This is a genomic window from Butyrivibrio sp. AE3003, assembly GCF_000686065.1.
Taxonomy (GTDB): domain Bacteria; phylum Bacillota; class Clostridia; order Lachnospirales; family Lachnospiraceae; genus Butyrivibrio; species Butyrivibrio hungatei_A.
On record NZ_JMLX01000001.1, the window covers coordinates 1,802,891 to 1,823,968 of the forward strand.

26 protein-coding genes are annotated in these 21,078 nt (G+C 41.6%); 2 read left to right on the forward strand and 24 right to left on the reverse strand.

Annotation, left to right across the window (positions count from 1 at the left end):
* Positions 1-5: 5 nt before the first annotated feature.
* From rpsQ to rpsJ, 11 genes are all read right to left on the reverse strand, one after another.
* A complete protein-coding gene (gene rpsQ, locus CD00_RS0108710) occupies positions 6-260 on the reverse strand; it encodes a 30S ribosomal protein S17 (protein WP_013280005.1) in 255 nt (84 codons plus the stop codon).
* Positions 261-293: 33 nt separating this feature from the next.
* The gene (gene rpmC, locus CD00_RS0108715; RefSeq protein WP_026515609.1) at positions 294-503 is read right to left on the reverse strand and encodes a 50S ribosomal protein L29; all 210 of its coding nucleotides are present in this window, start codon (positions 501-503) and stop codon (positions 294-296) included.
* Positions 493-930, reverse strand: a complete 438-nt coding sequence (gene rplP, locus CD00_RS0108720) for a 50S ribosomal protein L16 (protein ID WP_026655623.1) — start codon at positions 928-930, stop codon at positions 493-495. The genes rpmC and rplP overlap by 11 nt, the downstream gene beginning before the upstream one ends.
* The gene (gene rpsC / locus CD00_RS0108725; protein WP_022778093.1) at positions 930-1,601 is read right to left on the reverse strand and encodes a 30S ribosomal protein S3; all 672 of its coding nucleotides are present in this window, start codon (positions 1,599-1,601) and stop codon (positions 930-932) included. The genes rplP and rpsC overlap by 1 nt, the downstream gene beginning before the upstream one ends.
* 19 nt (positions 1,602-1,620) lie before the next feature.
* Entirely contained in the window at positions 1,621-2,016 is a 396-nt protein-coding gene (gene rplV, locus CD00_RS17785; protein WP_420314844.1) for a 50S ribosomal protein L22, read from the reverse strand.
* 28 nt (positions 2,017-2,044) lie between these two features.
* A complete protein-coding gene (gene rpsS / locus CD00_RS0108735; protein WP_026515612.1) occupies positions 2,045-2,335 on the reverse strand; it encodes a 30S ribosomal protein S19 in 291 nt (96 codons plus the stop codon).
* 11 nt (positions 2,336-2,346) lie between these two features.
* On the reverse strand, positions 2,347-3,189 hold the full coding sequence (gene rplB / locus CD00_RS0108740; RefSeq protein ID WP_026655625.1) for a 50S ribosomal protein L2: 843 nt from the start codon (positions 3,187-3,189) through the stop codon (positions 2,347-2,349).
* A 122-nt stretch (positions 3,190-3,311) separates the two neighbouring features.
* Positions 3,312-3,611: a 50S ribosomal protein L23 gene (rplW, locus tag CD00_RS0108745; RefSeq protein WP_026515614.1), complete on the reverse strand. Its 300-nt coding sequence runs from the start codon at positions 3,609-3,611 to the stop codon at positions 3,312-3,314.
* Positions 3,611-4,234: a 50S ribosomal protein L4 gene (gene rplD, locus CD00_RS0108750; RefSeq protein ID WP_026655626.1), complete on the reverse strand. Its 624-nt coding sequence runs from the start codon at positions 4,232-4,234 to the stop codon at positions 3,611-3,613. The genes rplW and rplD overlap by 1 nt, the downstream gene beginning before the upstream one ends.
* Positions 4,235-4,260: 26 nt before the next feature.
* On the reverse strand, positions 4,261-4,944 hold the full coding sequence (gene rplC, locus CD00_RS0108755) for a 50S ribosomal protein L3 (RefSeq protein WP_026515616.1): 684 nt from the start codon (positions 4,942-4,944) through the stop codon (positions 4,261-4,263).
* 197 nt (positions 4,945-5,141) lie between these two features.
* Positions 5,142-5,453 carry a 30S ribosomal protein S10 gene (gene rpsJ / locus CD00_RS0108760; protein ID WP_013279995.1) on the reverse strand — a complete coding sequence of 104 codons (312 nt, stop codon included), beginning with the start codon at positions 5,451-5,453 and terminating at the stop codon, positions 5,142-5,144.
* Between the two features lie 478 nt (positions 5,454-5,931).
* On the opposite strand from rpsJ, the gene CD00_RS0108765 reads away from it, so the two are divergent.
* Positions 5,932-6,798 carry a class I SAM-dependent methyltransferase gene (locus CD00_RS0108765; RefSeq protein WP_026655627.1) on the forward strand — a complete coding sequence of 289 codons (867 nt, stop codon included), beginning with the start codon at positions 5,932-5,934 and terminating at the stop codon, positions 6,796-6,798.
* A 122-nt stretch (positions 6,799-6,920) separates the two neighbouring features.
* Here the strand turns inward: CD00_RS0108765 and CD00_RS0108770 are convergent, their stop codons facing one another.
* The 8 genes from CD00_RS0108770 to CD00_RS0108805 form a co-directional block, all read right to left on the reverse strand.
* Entirely contained in the window at positions 6,921-7,649 is a 729-nt protein-coding gene (locus CD00_RS0108770; protein WP_242827242.1) for a GTP pyrophosphokinase, read from the reverse strand.
* Positions 7,650-7,844: 195 nt separating this feature from the next.
* Complete coding sequence (locus CD00_RS17790) at positions 7,845-8,135, reverse strand: LiaF transmembrane domain-containing protein (RefSeq protein ID WP_051594133.1); 291 nt, start codon at positions 8,133-8,135, stop codon at positions 7,845-7,847.
* 43 nt (positions 8,136-8,178) lie between these two features.
* Positions 8,179-8,742: a hypothetical protein gene (locus CD00_RS0108780; RefSeq protein ID WP_026655630.1), complete on the reverse strand. Its 564-nt coding sequence runs from the start codon at positions 8,740-8,742 to the stop codon at positions 8,179-8,181.
* Positions 8,732-9,196, reverse strand: a complete 465-nt coding sequence (locus tag CD00_RS0108785) for a hypothetical protein (protein ID WP_026655631.1) — start codon at positions 9,194-9,196, stop codon at positions 8,732-8,734. Before CD00_RS0108785 ends, CD00_RS0108780 begins: the two co-directional genes overlap by 11 nt.
* The gene (locus tag CD00_RS0108790; RefSeq protein WP_051199239.1) at positions 9,193-9,717 is read right to left on the reverse strand and encodes an RNA polymerase sigma factor; all 525 of its coding nucleotides are present in this window, start codon (positions 9,715-9,717) and stop codon (positions 9,193-9,195) included. The genes CD00_RS0108785 and CD00_RS0108790 overlap by 4 nt, the downstream gene beginning before the upstream one ends.
* 115 nt (positions 9,718-9,832) lie before the next feature.
* Entirely contained in the window at positions 9,833-10,525 is a 693-nt protein-coding gene (locus tag CD00_RS0108795) for a hypothetical protein (RefSeq protein ID WP_026655633.1), read from the reverse strand.
* A complete protein-coding gene (locus CD00_RS0108800; protein WP_026655634.1) occupies positions 10,512-12,077 on the reverse strand; it encodes a hypothetical protein in 1,566 nt (521 codons plus the stop codon). The genes CD00_RS0108795 and CD00_RS0108800 overlap by 14 nt, the downstream gene beginning before the upstream one ends.
* Before the next feature lie 819 nt (positions 12,078-12,896).
* Positions 12,897-13,466, reverse strand: coding sequence for an HAD domain-containing protein (locus tag CD00_RS0108805; protein ID WP_026655635.1), 570 nt, complete (start codon positions 13,464-13,466; stop codon positions 12,897-12,899).
* A gap of 788 nt (positions 13,467-14,254) precedes the next feature.
* On the opposite strand from CD00_RS0108805, the gene CD00_RS0108815 reads away from it, so the two are divergent.
* On the forward strand, positions 14,255-15,706 hold the full coding sequence (locus tag CD00_RS0108815) for an MFS transporter (RefSeq protein WP_026655637.1): 1,452 nt from the start codon (positions 14,255-14,257) through the stop codon (positions 15,704-15,706).
* Between the two features lie 141 nt (positions 15,707-15,847).
* On the opposite strand, the gene tnpA is transcribed toward CD00_RS0108815, so the two are convergent.
* From tnpA to CD00_RS0108840, 5 genes are all read right to left on the reverse strand, one after another.
* The gene (gene tnpA / locus CD00_RS0108820; RefSeq protein WP_026655638.1) at positions 15,848-16,318 is read right to left on the reverse strand and encodes an IS200/IS605 family transposase; all 471 of its coding nucleotides are present in this window, start codon (positions 16,316-16,318) and stop codon (positions 15,848-15,850) included.
* Positions 16,319-16,506: 188 nt separating this feature from the next.
* Positions 16,507-17,637: a DUF3048 domain-containing protein gene (locus CD00_RS0108825; protein WP_185750419.1), complete on the reverse strand. Its 1,131-nt coding sequence runs from the start codon at positions 17,635-17,637 to the stop codon at positions 16,507-16,509.
* Entirely contained in the window at positions 17,624-19,033 is a 1,410-nt protein-coding gene (locus CD00_RS0108830) for a permease prefix domain 1-containing protein (protein WP_026655640.1), read from the reverse strand. The genes CD00_RS0108825 and CD00_RS0108830 overlap by 14 nt, the downstream gene beginning before the upstream one ends.
* A 2-nt stretch (positions 19,034-19,035) precedes the next feature.
* Entirely contained in the window at positions 19,036-19,365 is a 330-nt protein-coding gene (locus CD00_RS0108835; protein ID WP_026655641.1) for a PadR family transcriptional regulator, read from the reverse strand.
* A gap of 55 nt (positions 19,366-19,420) precedes the next feature.
* Positions 19,421-20,824 carry a permease prefix domain 1-containing protein gene (locus CD00_RS0108840; protein WP_026655643.1) on the reverse strand — a complete coding sequence of 468 codons (1,404 nt, stop codon included), beginning with the start codon at positions 20,822-20,824 and terminating at the stop codon, positions 19,421-19,423.
* Positions 20,825-21,078: the final 254 nt, after the last annotated feature.

The window sequence follows — 21,078 nt, forward strand, 5'->3', positions numbered from 1 at the left end:
TTGTATTACTTTGCACGTTCAATAATGGATACAAGTCTCCATCTCTTATCCTTGGAGATAGGCTTTGTCTCCATGACTTTAACTGTGTCACCAATACGGCACTCATTATTCTCGTCATGAGCCTTAAGCTTATATGTTCTCTTCACGATCTTCTTGTAAAGAGGATGCTTCACATGGTCCTCAATGGAAACTGTGATGGTCTTGTCCATCTTATCGCTTGTTACTTTTCCAACACGCGTTTTTCTTAAATTTCTTTCCACGATCATTTCTCCTTTTTAAACCAAGCAAAAGGCTTAGTTAGCAGCCTTAGCATTCTGTGTGATTACAGTCTGGATTCTTGCAATATTTCTTCTTACTTCTTTAATTCTTGCTGTATTATCCAGCTGGTTTGTAGCGTTCTGGAATTTTAAATTGAAAAGTTCCTTTTTAGCTGATACAAGCTCAGTCTGAAGTTCATCAGCAGTCTTAGCTTTCAGCTCGTCTACATACTTATTAGTTTTCATTAGATACACCGCCTTCCAAATCAGCCTTTGAAACGATCTTGCACTTGCAAGGAAGCTTATGTGTTGCAAGACGAAGAGCTTCTCTTGCGTCGGCCTCGGCAACTCCACCGATTTCGAACATTACACGACCGGGCTTAACAACAGCTACCCATCTATCAACAGCACCCTTACCGGATCCCATACGAGTTCCGAGAGGCTTTAATGTGATAGGCTTGTCAGGGAAAATCTTAATCCAAACCTGACCACCACGCTTGATGAAACGTGTCATAGCAACACGGGCTGCCTCAATCTGGTTTGAATTGATCCAGCAAGGCTCAAGCGCAACAATTCCAAATTCACCGTAAGTGATCTTTGTACCACGAGTAATTTTATGAGCCATTGAACCGCGGAACTGCTTGCGGTGCTTAACTCTCTTCGGCATTAACATTATTTATCGCTCCCTTCCTTATCTGAATTCTCACCTGCTTTGGTCGGAAGTACTTCACCCTTGTAGATCCATACCTTAACACCAACCTTACCGTAGGTTGTATCTGCTTCTGCAAATCCATAATCAATATCTGCTCTGAGTGTCTGAAGAGGAATAGTTCCCTCGCTGTAGAACTCTGAACGAGCGATATCTGCTCCGCCAAGACGGCCTGAGCAGCAAGCCTTGATACCAAGAGCATCTGTCTTCATTGTTCTGCTCATGCAAGACTTCATAGCTCTTCTGAATGATACACGGTTCTCAAGCTGCTGAGCAATGTTCTCTGCAACAAGCTGTGCATCCTTATCGGGCTTCTTGATCTCTTTGATATCAACAAGAACCTTCTTATCTGTAAGCTTTGAAAGTTCCTTCTTAGTTACCTCGATCTCAGCACCACCCTTACCGATAACAACACCGGGCTTAGCTGTGTAAACGATAACTTTTACTCTATCTGATGCTCTCTCGATCTCGATCTTAGAAACACCAGCTGCATATAACTTCTTCTTCAGAAATTTTCTGATATTGTAATCTTCTACAAGATTATTGGCGAAATCGCCAGATTCAGCGTACCACTTGGAATCCCAATCAGCGATAACACCGACTCTGAGTCCATGAGGATTAACTTTCTGTCCCATTCTTCGCTTCTCCTTTCAATTATCTCTCGTCCAAAATAACAGTCAGATGACTCATTCTCTTGTTGATTCTGTATGCTCTGCCCTGTGCTCTAGGCTGAATTCTCTTCATGATAGGGCCATTGCTTGCAGTACATTCAGCAACGAAAAGATTTGCTCTGTTCATTCCCTTGTTGTTCTCAGCGTTTGCTACTGCGCTGCTAAGGAGCTTGTAGATTACGCTTGAAGCATATCTGGGATTATACTGAAGGATTGCGAGTGCTGACTCAACATCCTTACCTCTGATAGCATCCATGACAAAGCATGCCTTCTGAACAGGTATTCTTGCGTAAGATAACTTTGCAAAAGGTCTTGTTTCTTTATTGTCACGATTTCTTTCTCTTTTAATTTTAGATCTATGCTTGATTTCCATTTCCATGGATTTGACCTCCTTTCATTGGCACTTCTTAGTGAACGCTGCTCTTTCTCTCAACGGGAGAACTTCCAGCATGTCCTCTGAATGTTCTTGTGGGAACAAACTCACCAAGCTTGTGTCCAACCATATCTTCAGTAACATATACAGGAATATGCTTTCTTCCGTCATGAACAGCGATTGTGTGTCCAACAAAAGACGGGAAAATTGTAGAACGACGTGACCAAGTTTTAACTATCTGCTTCTGGCCCTCAGCGTTCATAGCATCTATCTTCTTGAGCAGGCTTGCGTCTGCAAAAGGTCCCTTTTTAAGTGATCTAGACATTTTATTCCTCCTTATTTGATGGCCTTACCGTTTCTTCTTCTTACGATCAGCTTGTTAGAAGCCTTCTTAGCTTTACGTGTCTTATAACCAAGAGCAGGCTTACCCCAAGGTGTGCAAGGGCCTGAACGTCCAATAGGTGCTCTACCTTCACCACCACCGTGAGGATGGTCGTTGGGGTTCATAACAGAACCACGAACTGTAGGGCGGATACCCATGTGACGAATTCTTCCGGCTTTACCATAGTTAATAAGGTTGTGATCGCCATTTCCTACAACACCGATTGTAGCTCTGCACTCAATGGGAACCATTCTCATCTCGCCTGAAGGAAGACGAAGTGTTGCATACTTTCCTTCCTTAGCCATGAGCTGTGCAGCGTTTCCGGCTGAACGAACCATCTGGCCGCCCTTTCCGGGATAAAGCTCAATGTTGTGTACGTTTTCACCGACAGGAATAGCTGAAAGAGGGAGGCAGTTACCAACACGGATTTCTGCGTTAGCACCGTTCATAACTGTCATACCGTCTGTCAATCCGTTAGGTGCAAGGATGTAAGCCTTTGTGCCATCCTCGTACTGGATAAGTGCGATATTTGCTGATCTGTTAGGATCATACTCAATTCCGATAACCTTTGCAGGCATATCGTCCTTATTTCTTCTGAAGTCTACGATTCTGTACTTAACTCTGCCGCCGCATCCGCGATGTCTTACTGTGATCTTACCCTGGTTGTTACGACCAGCCTTGCTGTTCTTAGAAACAACGAGTGACTTCTCGGGAGTCTTCTTTGTGATCTCTGAGAAATCTGATCCAGTCATGTTTCTTCTGGATGGGGTATATGGGCCGTACTTCTTAATTCCCATGATTATTTCTCCTTTTTTGTTTATCACGTGACTAGTGTAAAAAACACTTGAATCCCGGACTTTTTATTGGATTCAGCACGTATATTCTTAGGTATCGTGAGCCTTGCTAAATGCTTGGCTTATCAAAGTCCCTGGAAAATCTCAATATCTTTGCTGTCTTCTGTAAGCTGAACGATTGCTTTCTTAGTCTTAGCTGTGAAACCGATTGTCATTCCACGTCTCTTCTTTCTGCCGTTGGCATTAAGAGTGTTAACCTTAGCAACCTTAGCTCCTTCAAACATTTTCTCTACAGCTTCCTTGATCTGTGTCTTGTTAGCTTCAGGATTAACAAGGAAAGTGTACTTTTTCTCGCCCATGCCGGCCATGCTCTTCTCTGTAAGAACAGGCTTAAGGATTACGTCATAATACTGTAATGCTGCCATTAGCAATACACCTCCTCTATCTTTGTAACTGCGTCCTTTGTAAGAACGAGTGTCTTAGCGTTTACGATATCATACACGTTAAGTGTGTTTGTAAGTGTTGTGCTTGCTTCTGCAAGATTTCTTGCTGAAAGAACAACGTTCTTATCATTGTCTGCAAGAACAACAAGAGCCTTACGTGTAGCCTTGAGGTTGTTCATAACCTCTGCGAACTTCTTAGTCTTGATCTCATCAAACTTGAGCTCGTCAACAACGATGAGGTTGTTACTCTGAGCCTTGTCTGTAAGTGCAGACTTAAGAGCAGCTCTCTTCTCTTTCTTGTTCATCTTGAAAGAGTAATCTCTCGGAACGGGAGCAAATACAACTCCGCCGCCCTTCCACTGAGGAGCTCTGATAGAACCCTGTCTTGCATGACCTGTTCCCTTCTGTCTCCAAGGCTTTCTTCCGCCTCCTGAAACTTCAGAACGTGTCTTAGCTTTCTGTGTACCCTGACGTTTGTCAGCAAGCTGCTGAAGAACTGCCATGTGTACGAGATGTTCGTTTATTTCAACACCGAAGATAGCATCGCTTAAATCAAGCTTACCAACTTCTTTGCCTTCCATATTATAAACAGATACGTTTGCCATCTGTTTGGTCCTCCTTTCGCGTTCTATTAACCGATAACCTTAACGGTTTCCTTGATTGTAACAAGTCCCTTCTTAGGTCCCGGAATAGCGCCCTTTACAAGAATAAGATTCTTGTCTGCATCTACTCTTACAACCTCGAGATTCTGAACTGTTACCTTAACACTACCCATGTGTCCGGGCATTCCCTTACCTTTAAATACACGGCTGGGATCTGAACTTGAACCATTAGAACCCTGATGACGGTGGAACTTGGAACCGTGAGCCATAGGTCCTCTATGCTGACCATTCTTCTTAATAGCGCCCTGGAATCCTTTTCCCTTTGAAATAGCTGTTGCGTCAATCTTGTCGCCTTCAGCGAAAACGTCAGCCTTGATCTCTGCACCAAGTGCATACTCAGAAGCATTCTCAAGCTTGAATTCTCTTACATATCTCTTGCAAGAAACTCCTGCCTTCTTGAAATGTCCCTGCTCAGCCTTTGTTGCTCCATGGCGATGAATAATTGTCTTGTTTCCGTTTTTGTCCTTGTTAACGATTTTTTCCTTCTTGTCAACAAAGCCAACCTGTACGGCACTGTATCCGTCGTTCTCAACAGTCTTGATCTGTGTTACTACACAAGGTCCTGCCTGAAGAACTGTTACAGGAATAAGTGATCCGTCCTCTTTGAAGATCTGAGTCATTCCGACTTTAGTAGCTAAAATAGCCTTCTTCATGTTTCTACCTCCTTATTACATCTACAGCGGATGCGTACTACGTTCGCAATGTCGTTTAATTACCTGCAACGTTTTGGTAATTCTCCAGTTATCACGGCATCATGCGCCTTGCATCATACTAGTAGAGGTGTGAATAGTTACCTGTTTTATATTTGATAAATTGATACGGATTGCTCTATGTCTTATGACACCTTGTATCACTTCATCTTGATATTGATATTTACACCTGCAGGCATCTCGAGTCTCTGAAGAGCCTCAACTGTCTTTGATGTAGGTGTGATGATATCGATAAGTCTCTTGTGTGTTCTCTGCTCGAACTGTTCTCTGGAATCTTTGTATTTGTGAACCGCTCTTAAGATAGTAACAACTTCCTTCTTAGTAGGAAGGGGTACCGGTCCGCTTACCTGAGATCCGTTCTTCTTGACTGTCTCGATAATCTTCTTGGCTGATGCATCAACAAGCTGGTGATCATAAGCCTTAAGTGTAATTCTCATTACCTGATTTGCCATAAAAAAAAGTCGCCTCCTTTTCGCACTTTTATATACAAGTACGACAAGCGGTGACTGTACACTCTCCCGTGTGTGTCCTACGACTTAACACAAATTAAGGCCATAGAATCCCTACACGTCGTTTCTGCCTTGGGTTAGTCGGCAGACTTAATTGTCTGTACAGTGACTTGTCGTCAGTTTGTTTGACCACATCAGTGGTCTCTAGACATTCGCTCCACGGAAAACCTGCTTAACTGGATGAAAGCAGCAACCTCACGCTTCATAGCTATCATGTCACAGCGTTTATGATTGTAAAACATTTTAAAAGTATATGCAACCACTTTTTATAAATTAATCACTTTTATGCAAAAATAGGTGTTTTTAGCCAGTCTTTCTTGATGTTTTTTAACATCATTTCCTATCTCTCGATTTCTGTATCATATAGAAGCTTCTTTATATTATAATAGGCAATGAAAATTTTAGTCAGAAGGAAAAAAATATGTGGATTGCAAACGGATGGAAAGATTATGAGGTAATTGATACCTCTTCAGGTGAAAAGCTTGAGCGCTGGGGCGACTACATGCTGGTAAGACCCGACCCTCAGGTAATATGGAAAACGGACAAAAAACATTTCGGCTGGAAGAAATGGAACGGCCACTACCACCGCAGCAACAAAGGCGGTGGCGAATGGGAATTCAGAAATCTTCCCGAAGAATGGACTATTAATTATAAGGAACTTACTTTTAATCTGAAGCCCTTCAGTTTCAAGCACACAGGGCTTTTCCCCGAGCAGGCTGCAAACTGGGACTGGTTCTCTTCATTAATAAAGGAAGCGAATCGTGAGATCAAAGTCTTAAACCTTTTTGCCTACACAGGCGGAGCCACTGTTTCTGCCGCTAAGGCCGGTGCTAAGGTTACACACGTAGACGCAGCCAAGGGTATGGTAGCTTGGGCAAAAGAAAATGCTGCATCTTCAGGCCTTGCAGATGCACCTATAAGATATCTCGTAGACGACTGTGTAAAATTTGTCGAGCGCGAGATCAGACGAGGAAACAAGTACGACGGAATAATCATGGATCCGCCTTCCTACGGAAGAGGCCCCAAGGGTGAGATATGGAAGATTGAAGACTCGGTATTTCCGTTTATCGAGCTGACATCGAAGCTTCTGTCGGATAAACCTCTTTTCTTCCTTATAAATTCATACACAACAGGTCTTCAGCCTGCGGTGCTGTCATATATGCTGCACACGGTACTCGATCCGATTCATCCGGGTACCATAGAAGCCAATGAGATCGGACTTCCCGTAAAGTCAAACGGACTTGTCCTTCCCTGCGGCGCAAGCGGACGTTGGACAGCAAAAAACTAAGAATCTTACGCAAAGAGTCGCTAAAGTTTTCCGCAAAATACATATAAAAAGCCACAACCCCCGTAAATGCTCATTTTACAAGCGTTACGGGGGTTGCTATATAAATAAAATCTCCTACTAAATTATTCTTCTTCGCCGTCTATCTTCCGGCGAATCTGTTGCATCCTTAAATCAAGCTGATTTATCAGATCTGCGCTGAACTTAAGATCGTCGGAAATAACTTCCTGATTGATATTGTCTTTTTTATACTTCATCTTATGTTCAAGGCTTGCCCAGAAATCCATGGCTATTGTCCTGAACTGTACCTCAACTTTCATGTACTCTTTTTCCTGAACAAGAAAGATCGGGACTTCTATTATAAGATGCAGGCTACGGTAGCCACTCTTCTTAGGCTTGTCGATATAGTCTTTTCTCTGGATCACCCTGATGTCATCCTGATTTGCAAGGCAGTCCGCCAACATATAGATATCGTCCACAAACGAGCACACAACTCGTATTCCCGCAACATCAGATATGTACTTATCAATATTTTCAATCGAAAAATCCACGCCCTTGCTGATCAGTTTCTTATATATGCTAAGAGGTGTCTTGATCCTCATCTTTATCGCTTCAAACGGATTTCTGTTATTCCTCAGAGCCAATTCCTTATTTAATACATCAAGTTTAGTTCGAACTTCCAATAATGCGCTGTCATACTTCATCATAAGAATTCGAAATTCCTTGACCTGACCTTTCATCTGAAGAAGATTCTCAAGATCTATCAAGCTTACATCATCCCAATCATCGTTTTTATTGTAGCTGATCTTTGAATAGTCAAAATGCTCTGCTGCCATAAAAAAACTCACTTTCATGTAATTCTTATATTGTTAGTATATCAGCATCCGTTAAACGTTATATGAACGAATTATAAAAATTATCAAAATCTTGTACTTGATTTTTTTATTTGTATTCAAGCGTTTTTACAGGTTTTTTTAGAAAAAAAGAAAAAGTCCCTGCTCCACATTATATCATGAAGCAAAGACTCATAAATCAAAGAAGTTTGCTATTTACATGAGCTCCCGTATCACGCATTTATCCCAACATGCCATAAACATTGCAAATCCTACCATTAAAAACATGATCAATATGGCCGCCTTGTCATAAACCACTTTATTCTTCTCAAAGCTCGAGACAAGTATCTCAACACCTACCCCTATAAGTATGATAGGCCACAGCCTTATTATCGTCGTTATATCAAAAAAGCTCCAAAATACATTCAGTATAAAGGCGACTCCAAAAACTATAAGAGTAATACCTGCAGTTATAGTACCAACTCTATGCATGCTTGCTGTCTCCATCTTTTACCTCCCACTCAGAATAATCTCCATCTTCAAAATCAGGTCATTCCTGCTCTGCATCAGACGTAATTCCAAGTTCTTTCTTTTTTCCTTTGATAAGTTTAATTCCCGCATAAATGAATATCACCGCAATAGCCAATCTAGGTATGCTATTCATCACACTTCGAAAGCTAAACCAAAATTCCTCAGAGAAATAGCGAATGAAAATTTTCCGAAGAAGTTCTAACAAACTGTCCCATATTGTACATGCCCCTATCAATATAAGCGCTATTGCCGTAGCTCTGCGAAGTTTTTCTTCTTTGATCGTGAATTCTTTTGGAAGTCCAAATTCCGTCCAAATGTATTTGTCTTCCAACTTCATCAGTATATCCCCGTTTAATCTGTACAAGTTCCAAGCATGAAAAAAAGCATAAAACCAGATTACTACCAACAATCCATATGCAACTGCCGAAATGAATGAATAATCATACATTGAAACCAAACATACCATTACAAACGTTGCCAGTAAAGACACTCCGTTCTTCATAAATCCCATATACATCTCTACCGCCCCGGGTATAAACGAAAAGCAAAAAACAAAAAAGCCGTTTCTTTTCTTATATTCCATCATCTTCCTCCATATCACCAATAAAAATGTTGTTTATTTTTCTTTCTATCTTTTCTTTTTTCTGTATCAGATGTTCACGAAAACCTTTTTCGTTTAACTCCTCATCGCAGTTCTTGCTTTCTTTTCTCACAAAAAGCTCTTCTTTCAAAGATATATCTCTTCGAGAAACAACCTTCTCCATCAAAGGAACATATCTATTTGCAGCAGAAACGCAAGGAACTATGAACATTACCGCTATTGCTGCAGCAACGGCGAGAGCCACTTTCAGGCTGTATAATCTGTATTCGATTATCTTTTGTTTTTTGGTTTTCGCGATGTTGCCGGACTTACTTAAAGCACTGATCTCATCAAGCACTTTTTTCTGAAGATCCACGGGCGCTTCAGCCATGTCATTAAGCTCAACATCGGAAATAAGCTTTTGTAATTCTTCATCACTCAGATATTCATGACTCATGTCAGCAGTTCCTCCTTCCTGATTATTTTCTTTAGCATCTCGCGGGCTCTGTAGATGTGGGACTGTGTCGTCTTAAGAGGTATCCCTTTCTCAAGACTTATCTCTTTTGCAGTCTTTCCTTGAATAAAATGCCCGACTGCCGCAGATCTGTACGGCTCATCAAGTTCATTGCACCGGTCAAAAAATCTTTTCTCCACATCCCGTGCTATATACGTTTCAAGCGGCCCGTCCCTGCCGGCGTCCATGGAAGCTTCAAGCTCATCGTCGGTCGAAGCCACCTCGCGCATCTTGCTACTTCTTAGGTAGTCGATGCATTTGTTACTCGCGATCCTGCATATCCACGCTTTTTCATCGCATCCGTCAAAATCCTCAAGATGCCGATATGCGGAAATAAACGTTTCCTGCGTAATATCCTCCGCAGTAAAGTGGTCACCGGTAAGCTTAAGGCACACCGAAAAGACCAGATTCTTGTACCGGTCCATGAGCTGTATTAACTTTTCTCTCGAATCGATCTTCCCCAAACTTTTCTCCTGTTTTTCTCTCTTCATTTAATATAACGATACGCATGCAAAAAAGTCTGCAAAAAAATATAAAAATTTTGCAGACTTTTTTAAACTTCTAAATCAAGTTCTCAGATCAACTGTTTTCGGCAATATAATTGCTGATTCTGTTCTGTATGATATCTCCGACTTGTTCCGCCGTTTTCTTTCCCTTAAAGAATGCTGAAGCCTCTTCTAAAATTATATCCGAAACCTGCATATCATATCCGACATTTGTATTTATTGAAACAGCATAATCATAGAACTTCTTTATATCCTCCTCTGACAGCGGTTCTAATTTTACATCTTTGCCGCTCAAAGGATCGTACGTTTGCGCATTGGTGTTGCTATCACTTATCTCACCTGTAGCTTCCCGTAACTCTTCTTCAAACTTGGGCTTTACCGTAGAGAAGCCTCCACTTGATTCTTTATCCGAAGTCATAAGTTCCCTGATAAGATCGTAGATAACATCCGCATGCTCCGTCTTGCTGTTTACGCCAAATGTAGTTGTGCTTACCGCAGCCATGTTTTTACCAAGGTTATTTGGACATCCGACCAATTCAACATCATCTCTGAATATATACTGCTTGAGCTTTGCATATTCCCATATATTTCTAAAATCTGTGGCGTAGAAAATCCCTTTTCCTTCGGCATATTCTGCCTCAAGCTCATCCTCCATTACAACATCAACCGGTTCATCATCGGGAAACTTATTGGCAAAATTCAAAAACTCTGCAAACTCAGGCGTATTGAAATTACACTTTTTATTCTTGAGGTCAAAAAAACTCATCTCCGTAGAGCATCCAGAAATATGAGCAGACGTATGTTCTGTTTTGATATGAACCAAACGCTGTTTTATAATCCACGCCTTTACTATTTATCAGCTCGTCGCAGTCCTTGTATGTCAAAGATTTTTTTCCCTTCGCGTACTCGGATTTAACTGCATATGTACTAATTTTGAACGTTGGCATAAATGTATAGGTCTTGCCATTGAACTTCATCATCTCCGCTATGTTCGGAAGGATTTCTATATCGCTCAAAGGGCCTCCGTTTTCAAAAGCAGGAGTTAAATCAAGAAGTATTCCTTTATCGGCATATTTTCTGACAGATGCTTCGCTTCCCGAAAAGCAGATGATATCGGCCGCTTTGCCTGCTGTAATATCAAGATTAAACTGCTTTTCACATTGTTTATAGTCATCGTAAAACTCGCTGTAATCCAATATCTTTATCGCATACTTATCGCTTGATCTGTTAAATTTCATGATCTGGCTCGCAATATCACAATCCACATACATACCGGATAAGGTAATAACGGTCTTATCTGCAACATCTTCAGGATTTACTTTGGATAGTTTCACAAGAGTGTTTACCCCACTGTCACCTTCTACAGTATCAGCGATTATTTCTTTTTCATTTACTGCAACAAAACCCTCCTGTGACATCATATCGTCGCTATTGATTGATGAATCCCTGTAATCAAGAAGTTTTACAAGCTTGTCCGCCCCGGTATCACATTTATATACCCCATAGGAATCACCCGCATACAGATTACCGTTTTCATCGTCAAAAAAGTTATAGTAACTGTGCTCCTGGAAATCTCCAAGCTTCTTTTCCACTTTCTTGCTGTCTACGTCAACTATCACAAATGACTGGGCGTAAAGCTTATTATAATAATTTATAAACAGCTTATTGTCCGCAAGTTCGACCATATTTAAGATTCCACCCATACCACTCATGACTTTTTTATCAACAAGCTCTTTCAGACCATTCTGCTCATCATAGGTCTTAACGCCGTCCTCTGTTCCGCATAAAAGTCCGTATTTGTCACTCCACTCAAGGCATCTAAAGTAGAACGGATCTTCCGCAAACTCTTCGGAAAGGTCGAACTTGTAAGCTATTTCACCTGTGGGAGTGATTTTTTCAAGGAACGCGCTATAATCATCCCCACCTTTGTGTTCTTTATAAACAAGATATGCATTTCCTTCATTATCAAAAGTGCCAATAGTTATGTAATCTTCCTTTTTGCCACCGAAATCGCAGGAATTAACCTCAGATCCGTCAGGGTTAAAAGAAAGATATTTAAACCCTCTGTCTCCGATTTCCGCTTCGCAGATAGCCACTACCTTGCCTCCGCTTCGGCCGAGAACACACACCTTTTCTCCTTCGCCAAGGATTCCCGGAAAATCTTCCTGCTTAAAGATGCAGTTCTTATCAATCTGTTTTACCTGCGCAAAATCCTCTTCCGTGATCTTCTTTTTGCCGCAACCGGTAAATGATGTTATGCAAAGAGTAAACGCAAGAATTATGCTTGTTGTTTTCCCTATAATATTTCTTTTTCTCATCTTTTCTCTCCATTCTGTCGACGATTCGCATCATCTTATATGTGCCCGCCGCAACCTATGGGCTGCGGTGTGTGGGCGGTTATTGTTCTATGTGGTTGTACGTTGTGGTGAAGTAGCACGTAGCGTGATGCAGTCCATTGTAGTGGTGTGCTTGCGATGTAGTCGCATGTAACGGTATGCTGCGTGTTGTTGCATCGCTATACGTGACATGATGTCACTCGCCGGTGCATAGCCGCATATAGCGTGATGTCGCACGCTGTATTACTGTATTAGTCGCTTAGTACAATAATACAATAACTCCGGAGAGAGGGATTTGTCAATATGTGAATTGTGAAATTATGTGGAAAGGGGATTTGGGACGGGAAGCTATGGAGAGGTGTTGCCAGAGATGTATGGCCCAAAAGGGATATTTTATCTTGTAGGGCCATGCTGAAATGTTTTATTTTATTCAAATATTTTAAAAGACATGGTCCCAGTGGTTGATTCTATCTTGTAGGACCATGCTGATATATATTATTGGATTCAAATATTATAAAAAGCATAGTCCCAGTGGTTGATTCTATCTTGTAGGACCATGCTGATATATATTATTGGATTCAAATATTATAAAAAGCATGGTCCCAGTGGTTGATTCTATCTTGTAGGACCATGCTGATATATATTATTGGATTCAAATATTATAAAAAGCATAGTCCCAGTGGTTGATTCTATCTTGTAGGACCATGCTGATATATATTATTGGATTCAAATATTATAAAAAGCATGGTCCCAGTGGTTGATTCTATCCTGTAGGACCATGCAGGCAGATTTATTCTGCATTTAAAGCTTTAAAATGTTCAGGGCTCTTCTTACATCTTCATGTGTGAGCCCAACGTTTGGATCAGGCTTTACCTGATGCCTTGCTATCAAGCCGTTATGAAGTTCCAGGTCATCAAGAACAAGCCAATTTGCCGGAAAATCTGCATCTTTAGAAGTTTCATCGATTTTGAAAGTTTCATCATTTGATGAGAAGTCACTATTTGCGGAAGCTATGTTCTCTTTCAGCCATAGGAGGATTTCTTCAGCCTTAACAAGGCTGAACTTCTTGCTCTTTCTTATTTCTTCGGTGGTAAGATCGGGTGTTACGCCGTCAAGCCTGATGCCCTCTTGAGCCATCACTGTGATCAAGTGCTCTGCTTCAGGCCTTAGTGGTTTAAGATTCTCGTCGAACCAGAAACGCCATCCTGAGTGAAGGATCAGCTTTGCATCCGCCTTCTTTATAAGCTCCGCCAAGAGCCTCACCGCGCCTGCATCTACAAGCCTTCCGTCACTTATTTCGCGCTGATGCTCCTCATCCCAGAACTTTGAATTCAAGACTCCGTCTATATCAAGAAATATTATGTTTTGCATGATGTTCCTCCGTTATGTGGGTTGTGATTCTGTTATTTGTTTGGCAGGTTTTTGGGTCATCGTAATCAACTTCGATCCACCTATGTTAGAACTTGCTCATCGTTCCACTTCTGCTCAGATATGTTTTATCTCGATTATAGGCAGGGCATTTTTCCTATTCGCACCTGCCTAGATATGTATTATTCCAATTATGAACAGTACATTTTTCCTGTTCGCATCTGCTCAGATTACTGCGCCCTATAATATAGTCAGTGAAAAAAAGCCACATTGCAATCATTTTCACTTGTTTTAGTCTAATATCGTCTGCTCATATACTGTTTTCCCAGGTTATAAGCAGTCCATTCTTCTTTCTGACATCTGCTCACTTTTTCACATTCAAGGATATAGTCAGCAAAAATCTTTCAAAATCGCCTGCTCATATTTCCACTTCTAGCAATATAGTCAGCAAATCCCGGTCAAACTGCTACACATATAGTGGACAGTCCAATTTCAACTTTTAGCCCATTTACGGCATCATATGCATATTCGCTTATTTCCGCGATAATGAGCGCTCGCCATAACTTTCCTAATAGGAAACTTTTCTTTTCTCGGCACATACAAACGGTGTATTATACTCTCCCGCGCATTCCCTTACACTGAAACTATAGATAAGGGCACATGTATGTTGCCTACTTGCTGAATAACCGCACAACTAACTAAACAACAGAACAAGGCTTGCAATCAATTCTACTTCAATACACATTAAGCCAACAGTCAGCAAAACAATGCGTCACAAGGGAGAACCAATAATGAAAAGTAATAGCACCACCGACATCAGAAAAAAAGCCAAATACAATAACACCACCGGCAAAAAAACCGGAATAAAAAACAAAGCAAAAACCAATAACACCACTAATTATAAATCCATATTAAGCGAAAGCACATACAGAAAGCTTCTGTTCGCAAATCTGGTCAACAGGTTCGGGGATTCGATAGAATCAATTGCTTTTACGTGGATCGTATATCAGATTACAGGAAGCGCAGCGTGGTCTGCGATAATATTTGCATTTATCATGTTGCCAAACGTTGTTGTTCAGCCGCTTGCAGGAGCCATTGTTGAGAAGATGGATAAAAAAAATGTTGTCATCACAACTCATTTTCTCAGAGCACTTCTGATTGCACTCTTCATCTTTCTGTTTAAGCTTGAACTGGTAACTCCTGTGCTCCTTTCGGTATTTGCGCTGACAATAACGAGCTTAGAGTCTTTCTACCTTCCTGCGACGAGCGCCCTTAGTGCGCAGGTGTTTAAAAGAGATGACATAAGCGCCGGAGTGGGCCTTGATTCTGTTTTCAGCAACGCTGCCACCCTTGCAGGAAGCGGAATTGCGGGATTTATAATTGCAAAACTCGGCGTTGAAGCAGCAATGTTCACAGATCTCTCGACATTCATAACTGCTGCCGTACTGATTGGCATGCTCAAAACTGCAGCAGGGTCCGCTTCTGAAGTCGGTAGCACCGGCATTGTCAACGAAGCTGAAAGCATACACTCATTTTGCGAAGGCAAAATTAAAGACTCACTACATGAAGCCGATAGCACCGACGCTACCTCCGAGCCCGGCTACATCTCCATGCTCAGAGACGGCATCTCATATGTATTTAGCACTCCGGTTGTACGAAACTTCTGCATCATCTGCATACTGCTCAACGGAATGCTGATTCCATTGAACGCTCTTCAAGTTCCTATAGTATCCGAAATTTACGGAATGGGCAGCGAGCTTATAAGCATCTCCGGCATATTCTCATCAATAGGCGGAATCTTGGGCGCGGTGGTATTGCCGAATTTGTCAAAGAAACTATCGCCCCTTAAGATCACTGTCCTTGGAACCGCCCTGTTAGCCGGCGCAATGGCCTGTATTCCTTACGGAAGATTTGTAAAAGAAAACACATTTCTCGCATACACGTTGCTGTGTGCATGCTACTTCGTCATAATGGCAGCCGTTTCGCTGGTCAGCGGAATTCTCCATATCCAGATCATGAAATGTGTTGACCATAAGTATATGGCCCGCGCATCAGCTGTATTTAATTCATCTGCGGCCGCCGTGACTCCCATCGGGTCACTTGCAATCGGTTTGCTGGTTTCCCACGAAAGCATTGCCCAAGTATTGAGCATCAACGCCGCTTTCGCTGCAATCGTATTGCTATTGATCTTAATCAAGCGACCTGTACTTGAAAAAGTTCCCTATTGTTGGGATTCTCACTAAACTCGTAAATCAGAACCACCGGCTTAGCCGGTGGTTTGTTCTGGCCCTATAAGGGCCTGTTGCCGGCGCTGAGTCTAAAGACTCGCCGAATGGTTCGCCAGCCGCAACATCATTTTCCTACAGAGCCCCCTGGGCTCATTTTTATTTGTTTTGCTTTACCGGCTCACCCGTGAACGGGTCAATATACTCTTTTAGTGTCATTTGGTCGTACTCTAAATCCTCTTTTAACTGATTCTTTATGTACTCCTCGATTTTCTTTGCATTCTTACCTACAGTATCTACGTAATAGCCTCTGCACCAGAAATGTCTATTGCCGTACTTATACTTGAGATTTGCATGCCTCTCAAATATCATAAGCGTACTTTTTCCTTTCAAGTACCCTACGAAACTTGAAACACTCATACTCGGTGGGATCCTTACCAGCATATGTATGTGATCTGGGCATACTTCTGCCTCTATTATCTCTACACCTTTCCTCTTGCATAATATACTGAGAATATTTGCAATGTCCTGCTTGATCTGACCATACGCAACCTTTCTCCTGAACTTAGGTGCAAATACTATGTGGTACTTACACTCCCATCTAGTGTGTGATAAACTATTCATGTCCATTTTGGACTACCTCCTGTGCTTTACTTTGGTTGGCGAACCGTAGTAATTCTAGCACGGGAGGTTTTTTACTGTAAGCTGAAGCAGCTGTTGTCCCCCTGCATAGCAGGGGGTTTTATTAAAGATGCTACACAATAAGGAGCCTCACCTCAAATCAAGGTGAAAGCTCCTTTCTGCATTAAAAAACTCTATTATTTCATTGTCACTGAATCCCATGTATCTGACGGAACAAGTGTGATATATGTCTTACCTGTGTTGATCTGAATCTCCTCACCCTTGTCGTCGTAGAACCTGGTCAGATGAGTTGCCTCATCCTTAACCCAAGTGATCGGCTTTCCGACGCCGTTTGTAATGTACCATCCCGGCTTTCCCGAATCGATGCAGTTATAAATAAGATAACCGTTCTCATCAAGCTGATTGAAATCACATTTCTGGATAAGTACATTCTTAAAGCTAAGAGGCTCTCCGTCCTCTGCATCCTCATGGCGTGATCCGTACTCGTAATACTCATACTGCTTAGTTTCGGCATTATACTTAAGTGTAGAAGTATTGTGCCAGAAAGGAAGTCCGATCTCCGTTACGGGATATGTCTTGTCATAAACCTTTGTAAGGTCAACTTCTTTGCCGTAAGGAGCAAAGTTGAAGTGACTTCCCTCGTTTCTGTACTCGGTATAAGTTGTTGAATATGCGGGATCCTTCTTCATACTTGAGAAGTTACTCTCCATATCACCCGAACAGACATACTCTGTAAACTCTTTAGGTTTTCCGTTCTTTACTCTGGAAAAAGTTCCGGAGAAATGCTGTGCCCAAGGATTCTTCAAATATGCATTGATATGAACCGGAGGCCCTCCGTCATGGCAGAGCACCGCATCCCACTCGGCTGCAAGAAGAATATTTGTCGGACGGGTACTTCTGATACTGCCAAGCTGTTCTATCTTGCCCCAGTCTTTTACAATGCACATAAGCCTTGTAATTCTGTCATTTTTTGTGCTGTTCATCATTTCATAAACAACATCCGCTTCTGCTGTTCCAAAGTGCGGAAGCGCGGTCTTTTCGTTATCAACCATTACAGCGATAGGACGCTGATCTTTAATATCTTCGCTTATCGGCTCACCTGTGATCTCGCTAAGGTACATTCCTTCCGGAATCTCGAAATTCTTCACTCCATCCGATGAAGCTTCCGCAGCAGTATCACCGGTAACTACATCTTCGACAGAAATTGAAAGAGAAGAATCATCCGCTTCCTTTTTGCCACAGGCAACATCTGAAAGTACCATTAGCATGCACATTGCAAGCGCAACGATCTTTTTACTTTTTGTCATAGATAATTTCTCCCATTTTTTGTTTTATTAAAGCCTTTTTTTCTTCCTTCACCTCCTTACGTAGTCTGATGTCAAGCTCATAATTCAAAAGTTTCAGTTGCACTCTTGATTGAGCTTTAATGTCTACATGCTGTGAATAAGCATTCTTGTATTTATATATACTGAGAATTATCCCCAGGAAGACATACGATACTATAACATTGCTGTCTGATATAAAAGGAAAAAAAGTATCGCCTACATATGTCGTAGAAAATAATCCAAATCCCACAAGTAAATTTGCAACAGCATTTGCCGTAAGCCAAATGAGACAACCGCTTCCCATTGCGATTCCCACTTGATTCTTTATCTTAGATAAAGCGATAAATCCAAAAACAATCAATCCGACAACGCTTAAAATAACTGTTAATCCTATAAGCCATCCCCAATCTGAACATATATACAGAAGGACATGCTCTCCTGTCTTTACACCAAAATAACTGCTTGCGGCCATAGTCACATTTTCGCCAAGATTAAGATATACTACCCCGCATCCAAGCGGCTTAAGTCTATCCATAACATGTCTTACATTTATTAATTTACTGCTGGGAAAACAATTCCTTAGTTCAATCATCAAATTTCCGGGAAAAATCGCAAACGCAGCCCACAAATATGCAATCACCTTCTTTTGTGGAATTTCAAACCAGCCCTTCTTTATTGCTATTATAAGCTGAGCCAGCAAACTTAATGCGATCATCATAACATGCAAGGCCGCATGCCCCTCCAGTCGCGAACTCATATACATGCACGGAATAGCAATCCAAAGAACCGCCTTGACCAGTCCTTTATACGCCTGCCCTCTATACCTATAGATTATTCCGGAATATAGAGGAATAAATAAGACAAACAACGTTGTAAAAACAACCCTCGTAATGGAATATGGCTGCCAGAAAAAGTTTTCTTCCGGTCCATGTGAGTAAATAGCCTGATTAAGTACCATTCCCACTATCAATACAGCCGCCAGCAACTTAGAATATTTTAATATAGTCGTATAATCCACAAGAAATGCAAGCAGCATCAAGGAAATACCAAAAAAAGCATTAATAGCAATTACGAAGTCATCATACTCAGAATATGCTACCGTCATCCTGATCATCGCTCCGACAGCTCCAATGGTCATTGCCGCGATTATCAAGCCCCATGCAATTTGCGGCCTGTGAACCCTGTCAAGCGACATTCCGACTTCCATGGGATCCCCCATGTCCTCGACAGCTTTTTTCTCCGCGGTCACACGGTCCATTCCGTCCGAAACATTCGCTTCTATCTGCTCTTCTATATGCGCCCTGATCTCATCACCTATAGCCTTGTGCGCCTTCTCAAAACGCACCTGCTCCAGTAACATTTTGATATATTCTTCCATACTCATACCCCGTAGGCCAGAACGTTTGCTATCGCGCCGGAATAAACCTCCCACTCCTGTGTCTTTTCCTTTAATAGCTTTCTGCCCTCTTTCGTTATGCTGTAATATTTTCTTGTCTTGCCGAGATACTCCTGCTCGTAAACCTTTAGAACACCTTTCTCCTCCAGTCCGTGAAGAAGTGGATAAAGCGTTCCCGCCTTAAATTCAAAGACATTCTGTGATCTCTTTCTTAATGTGTCGATCATTTCATACCCATACATGTCTTTTTCCGAAAGTAACTTCAGAACCAACAATGTACTGCTGCCTGTTAAAAGAGATTTATCTACTGCCATTTTATCCTCCTTGAAGCGCGACAACGGCGCTAACTTATCTATACTAAACCTTTCCCTAATTATCTTTTAAGGATTGCAATCTTTTTTCCTTATTGCTCCGAGCCTTAATATCAACATGCTGCGGATAGGCGTCCTTATATTTGTACACGCTTATCAGTATCCCCAAGAATACATACGAGATCACAATATTGTTATTAGATATGAATGGGAAAAAAGATGCATAAAACTCCGGAACAATTCCGAATCCCACAACGATATTGGCAATAGCATTTACCGCGATCCACATCATGCAACCGCATCCCATAATCTGTCCGAGCTGGTTCTTTGACTTTGCCATACTTACAAATCCAAAAACAATCAGCGCTGCAACTATCATAACAACCGCAAGTCCTATAACCAGTCCCCAGGTCGCCGAGATATAAGTCAAAACATAACTCCCCGCAGGAGAATTTACACATCCCCTTGACTGCATTGATGCTGCGCCGCCCCAAGTATATATTTTCCCTTCTCCGAATATCTTCATTGAATCCATGATTGTTTTTATATCATTACTGCCACTTCTTATGAATCCGCCAACCTCAGTCCGGATAAAGTAGATCAGATAAAATACATAAGCCAGCCATATAGATATGATTGAAGGAATCTTTCGCACTTTTATCCAACCTTTTTTTATTGCATAAGTAAGCTGAACAAGCATGCTGCCTACAACTATAAAGGCACGCATATTATAATATCTTGTTGATACAAACGGTATGAGCCTTGGCACAAAAACCCAAAGAAGAGCCTTTATAAGTCCCCCATACGATTGCCCTCTGTATTTGTAGAGAATTCCCGCATATAGAGGAATCAGCAAAAACATCAATGCAAAAGAAACGCTGACACAACCATTTATAACCCCCATCAGTGATTCCAGTTGGTCATAATTTAACGCTTCTCCGTTTAATTCACTCTTATCCGCTACCAATCTATAAAACTTATAACTTCCGTAGTATGCAATCAGATATCCCGCCACCAATACAGTTGCAATCACTTTGGAATACTTGGCAACAGTTGTGTAATCCACAAGATACATGAAAAACATTGCGCCAATCCCCAAAACAGTAAAAAGAATATAATATCTGTCATCGGCTGAAAAAGGCGGCTCACTTATAGAATCGATCACTAGTCTGTCCTTCGCTATATAGGTATGGATCATTATCCCTATAACGCCGACAAGCACCGCCGCGATTATAACGCCCCACGCTATCTGCGGTCTGTGAACCCTGTCAAGTTCAATACCTGTGGCAACCGGATCTCCCATATCATCAACAGCTCTTTTCTCCGCTGTATCTTCATCCATTCCGCATGAAATATTCGCTTCTATCTGATCTTCAATGTGAGCCTTAAGCTCATCGTGTATCCCCTGATGAGCCTCACGGAACCTCACTTGTTCCAATAGCTTTTTTATATATTCTTCCATTGTTACAACCTCTGTACCCCTGTAAATCCAACAATACTTATATCATACACCGTATGCCAATACACTTACGATAGCGCCCGAATACTCGTTCCACTCATCGGTCTTAGCCTTTAAGAGCTTTCGTCCCTCTTTTGTTATGCTGTAATATTCTGTCCTGTATTTCCTGATTCGATTTTTTTTGACTTACTGCAAAATTTTATATCTATGCGCTGTAGGTAAGCGTTTTTATATATGCCAAGCACCACAAACATCCT

What these genes read in the sequence shown, in the direction of transcription:
- CD00_RS0108835 (WP_026655641.1), bottom strand. Translation starts at nt 19,365, where the DNA reads ATGGCAGTAGATAAATCTCTTTTAACAGGCAGCAGTACATTGTTGGTT.
- rplD (WP_026655626.1), bottom strand. Translation starts at nt 4,234, where the DNA reads ATGGCAAACGTATCTGTTTATAATATGGAAGGCAAAGAAGTTGGTAAG.
- rplW (WP_026515614.1), bottom strand. Translation starts at nt 3,611, where the DNA reads ATGGCAGCATTACAGTATTATGACGTAATCCTTAAGCCTGTTCTTACA.
- rpsS (WP_026515612.1), bottom strand. Translation starts at nt 2,335, where the DNA reads ATGTCTAGATCACTTAAAAAGGGACCTTTTGCAGACGCAAGCCTGCTC.
- CD00_RS17790 (WP_051594133.1), bottom strand. Translation starts at nt 8,135, where the DNA reads ATGGAGACAGCAAGCATGCATAGAGTTGGTACTATAACTGCAGGTATT.
- tnpA (WP_026655638.1), bottom strand. Translation starts at nt 16,318, where the DNA reads ATGGACATGAATAGTTTATCACACACTAGATGGGAGTGTAAGTACCAC.
- CD00_RS0108830 (WP_026655640.1), bottom strand. Translation starts at nt 19,033, where the DNA reads ATGGAAGAATATATCAAAATGTTACTGGAGCAGGTGCGTTTTGAGAAG.
- rplV (WP_420314844.1), bottom strand. Translation starts at nt 2,016, where the DNA reads ATGGAAATGGAAATCAAGCATAGATCTAAAATTAAAAGAGAAAGAAAT.
- rpsJ (WP_013279995.1), bottom strand. Translation starts at nt 5,453, where the DNA reads ATGGCAAATCAGGTAATGAGAATTACACTTAAGGCTTATGATCACCAG.
- CD00_RS0108770 (WP_242827242.1), bottom strand. Translation starts at nt 7,649, where the DNA reads ATGAAAGTGAGTTTTTTTATGGCAGCAGAGCATTTTGACTATTCAAAG.
- CD00_RS0108815 (WP_026655637.1), top strand. Translation starts at nt 14,255, where the DNA reads ATGAAAAGTAATAGCACCACCGACATCAGAAAAAAAGCCAAATACAAT.
- CD00_RS0108840 (WP_026655643.1), bottom strand. Translation starts at nt 20,824, where the DNA reads ATGGAAGAATATATAAAAAAGCTATTGGAACAAGTGAGGTTCCGTGAG.
- CD00_RS0108800 (WP_026655634.1), bottom strand. Translation starts at nt 12,077, where the DNA reads ATGAGAAAAAGAAATATTATAGGGAAAACAACAAGCATAATTCTTGCG.
- rplB (WP_026655625.1), bottom strand. Translation starts at nt 3,189, where the DNA reads ATGGGAATTAAGAAGTACGGCCCATATACCCCATCCAGAAGAAACATG.
- rplP (WP_026655623.1), bottom strand. Translation starts at nt 930, where the DNA reads ATGTTAATGCCGAAGAGAGTTAAGCACCGCAAGCAGTTCCGCGGTTCA.
- rplC (WP_026515616.1), bottom strand. Translation starts at nt 4,944, where the DNA reads ATGAAGAAGGCTATTTTAGCTACTAAAGTCGGAATGACTCAGATCTTC.
- CD00_RS0108765 (WP_026655627.1), top strand. Translation starts at nt 5,932, where the DNA reads ATGTGGATTGCAAACGGATGGAAAGATTATGAGGTAATTGATACCTCT.
- CD00_RS0108805 (WP_026655635.1), bottom strand. Translation starts at nt 13,466, where the DNA reads ATGCAAAACATAATATTTCTTGATATAGACGGAGTCTTGAATTCAAAG.
- CD00_RS0108780 (WP_026655630.1), bottom strand. Translation starts at nt 8,742, where the DNA reads ATGGAATATAAGAAAAGAAACGGCTTTTTTGTTTTTTGCTTTTCGTTT.
- rpsC (WP_022778093.1), bottom strand. Translation starts at nt 1,601, where the DNA reads ATGGGACAGAAAGTTAATCCTCATGGACTCAGAGTCGGTGTTATCGCT.
- CD00_RS0108795 (WP_026655633.1), bottom strand. Translation starts at nt 10,525, where the DNA reads ATGAGTTTTTTTGACCTCAAGAATAAAAAGTGTAATTTCAATACGCCT.
- CD00_RS0108825 (WP_185750419.1), bottom strand. Translation starts at nt 17,637, where the DNA reads ATGACAAAAAGTAAAAAGATCGTTGCGCTTGCAATGTGCATGCTAATG.
- rpmC (WP_026515609.1), bottom strand. Translation starts at nt 503, where the DNA reads ATGAAAACTAATAAGTATGTAGACGAGCTGAAAGCTAAGACTGCTGAT.
- CD00_RS0108785 (WP_026655631.1), bottom strand. Translation starts at nt 9,196, where the DNA reads ATGAGTCATGAATATCTGAGTGATGAAGAATTACAAAAGCTTATTTCC.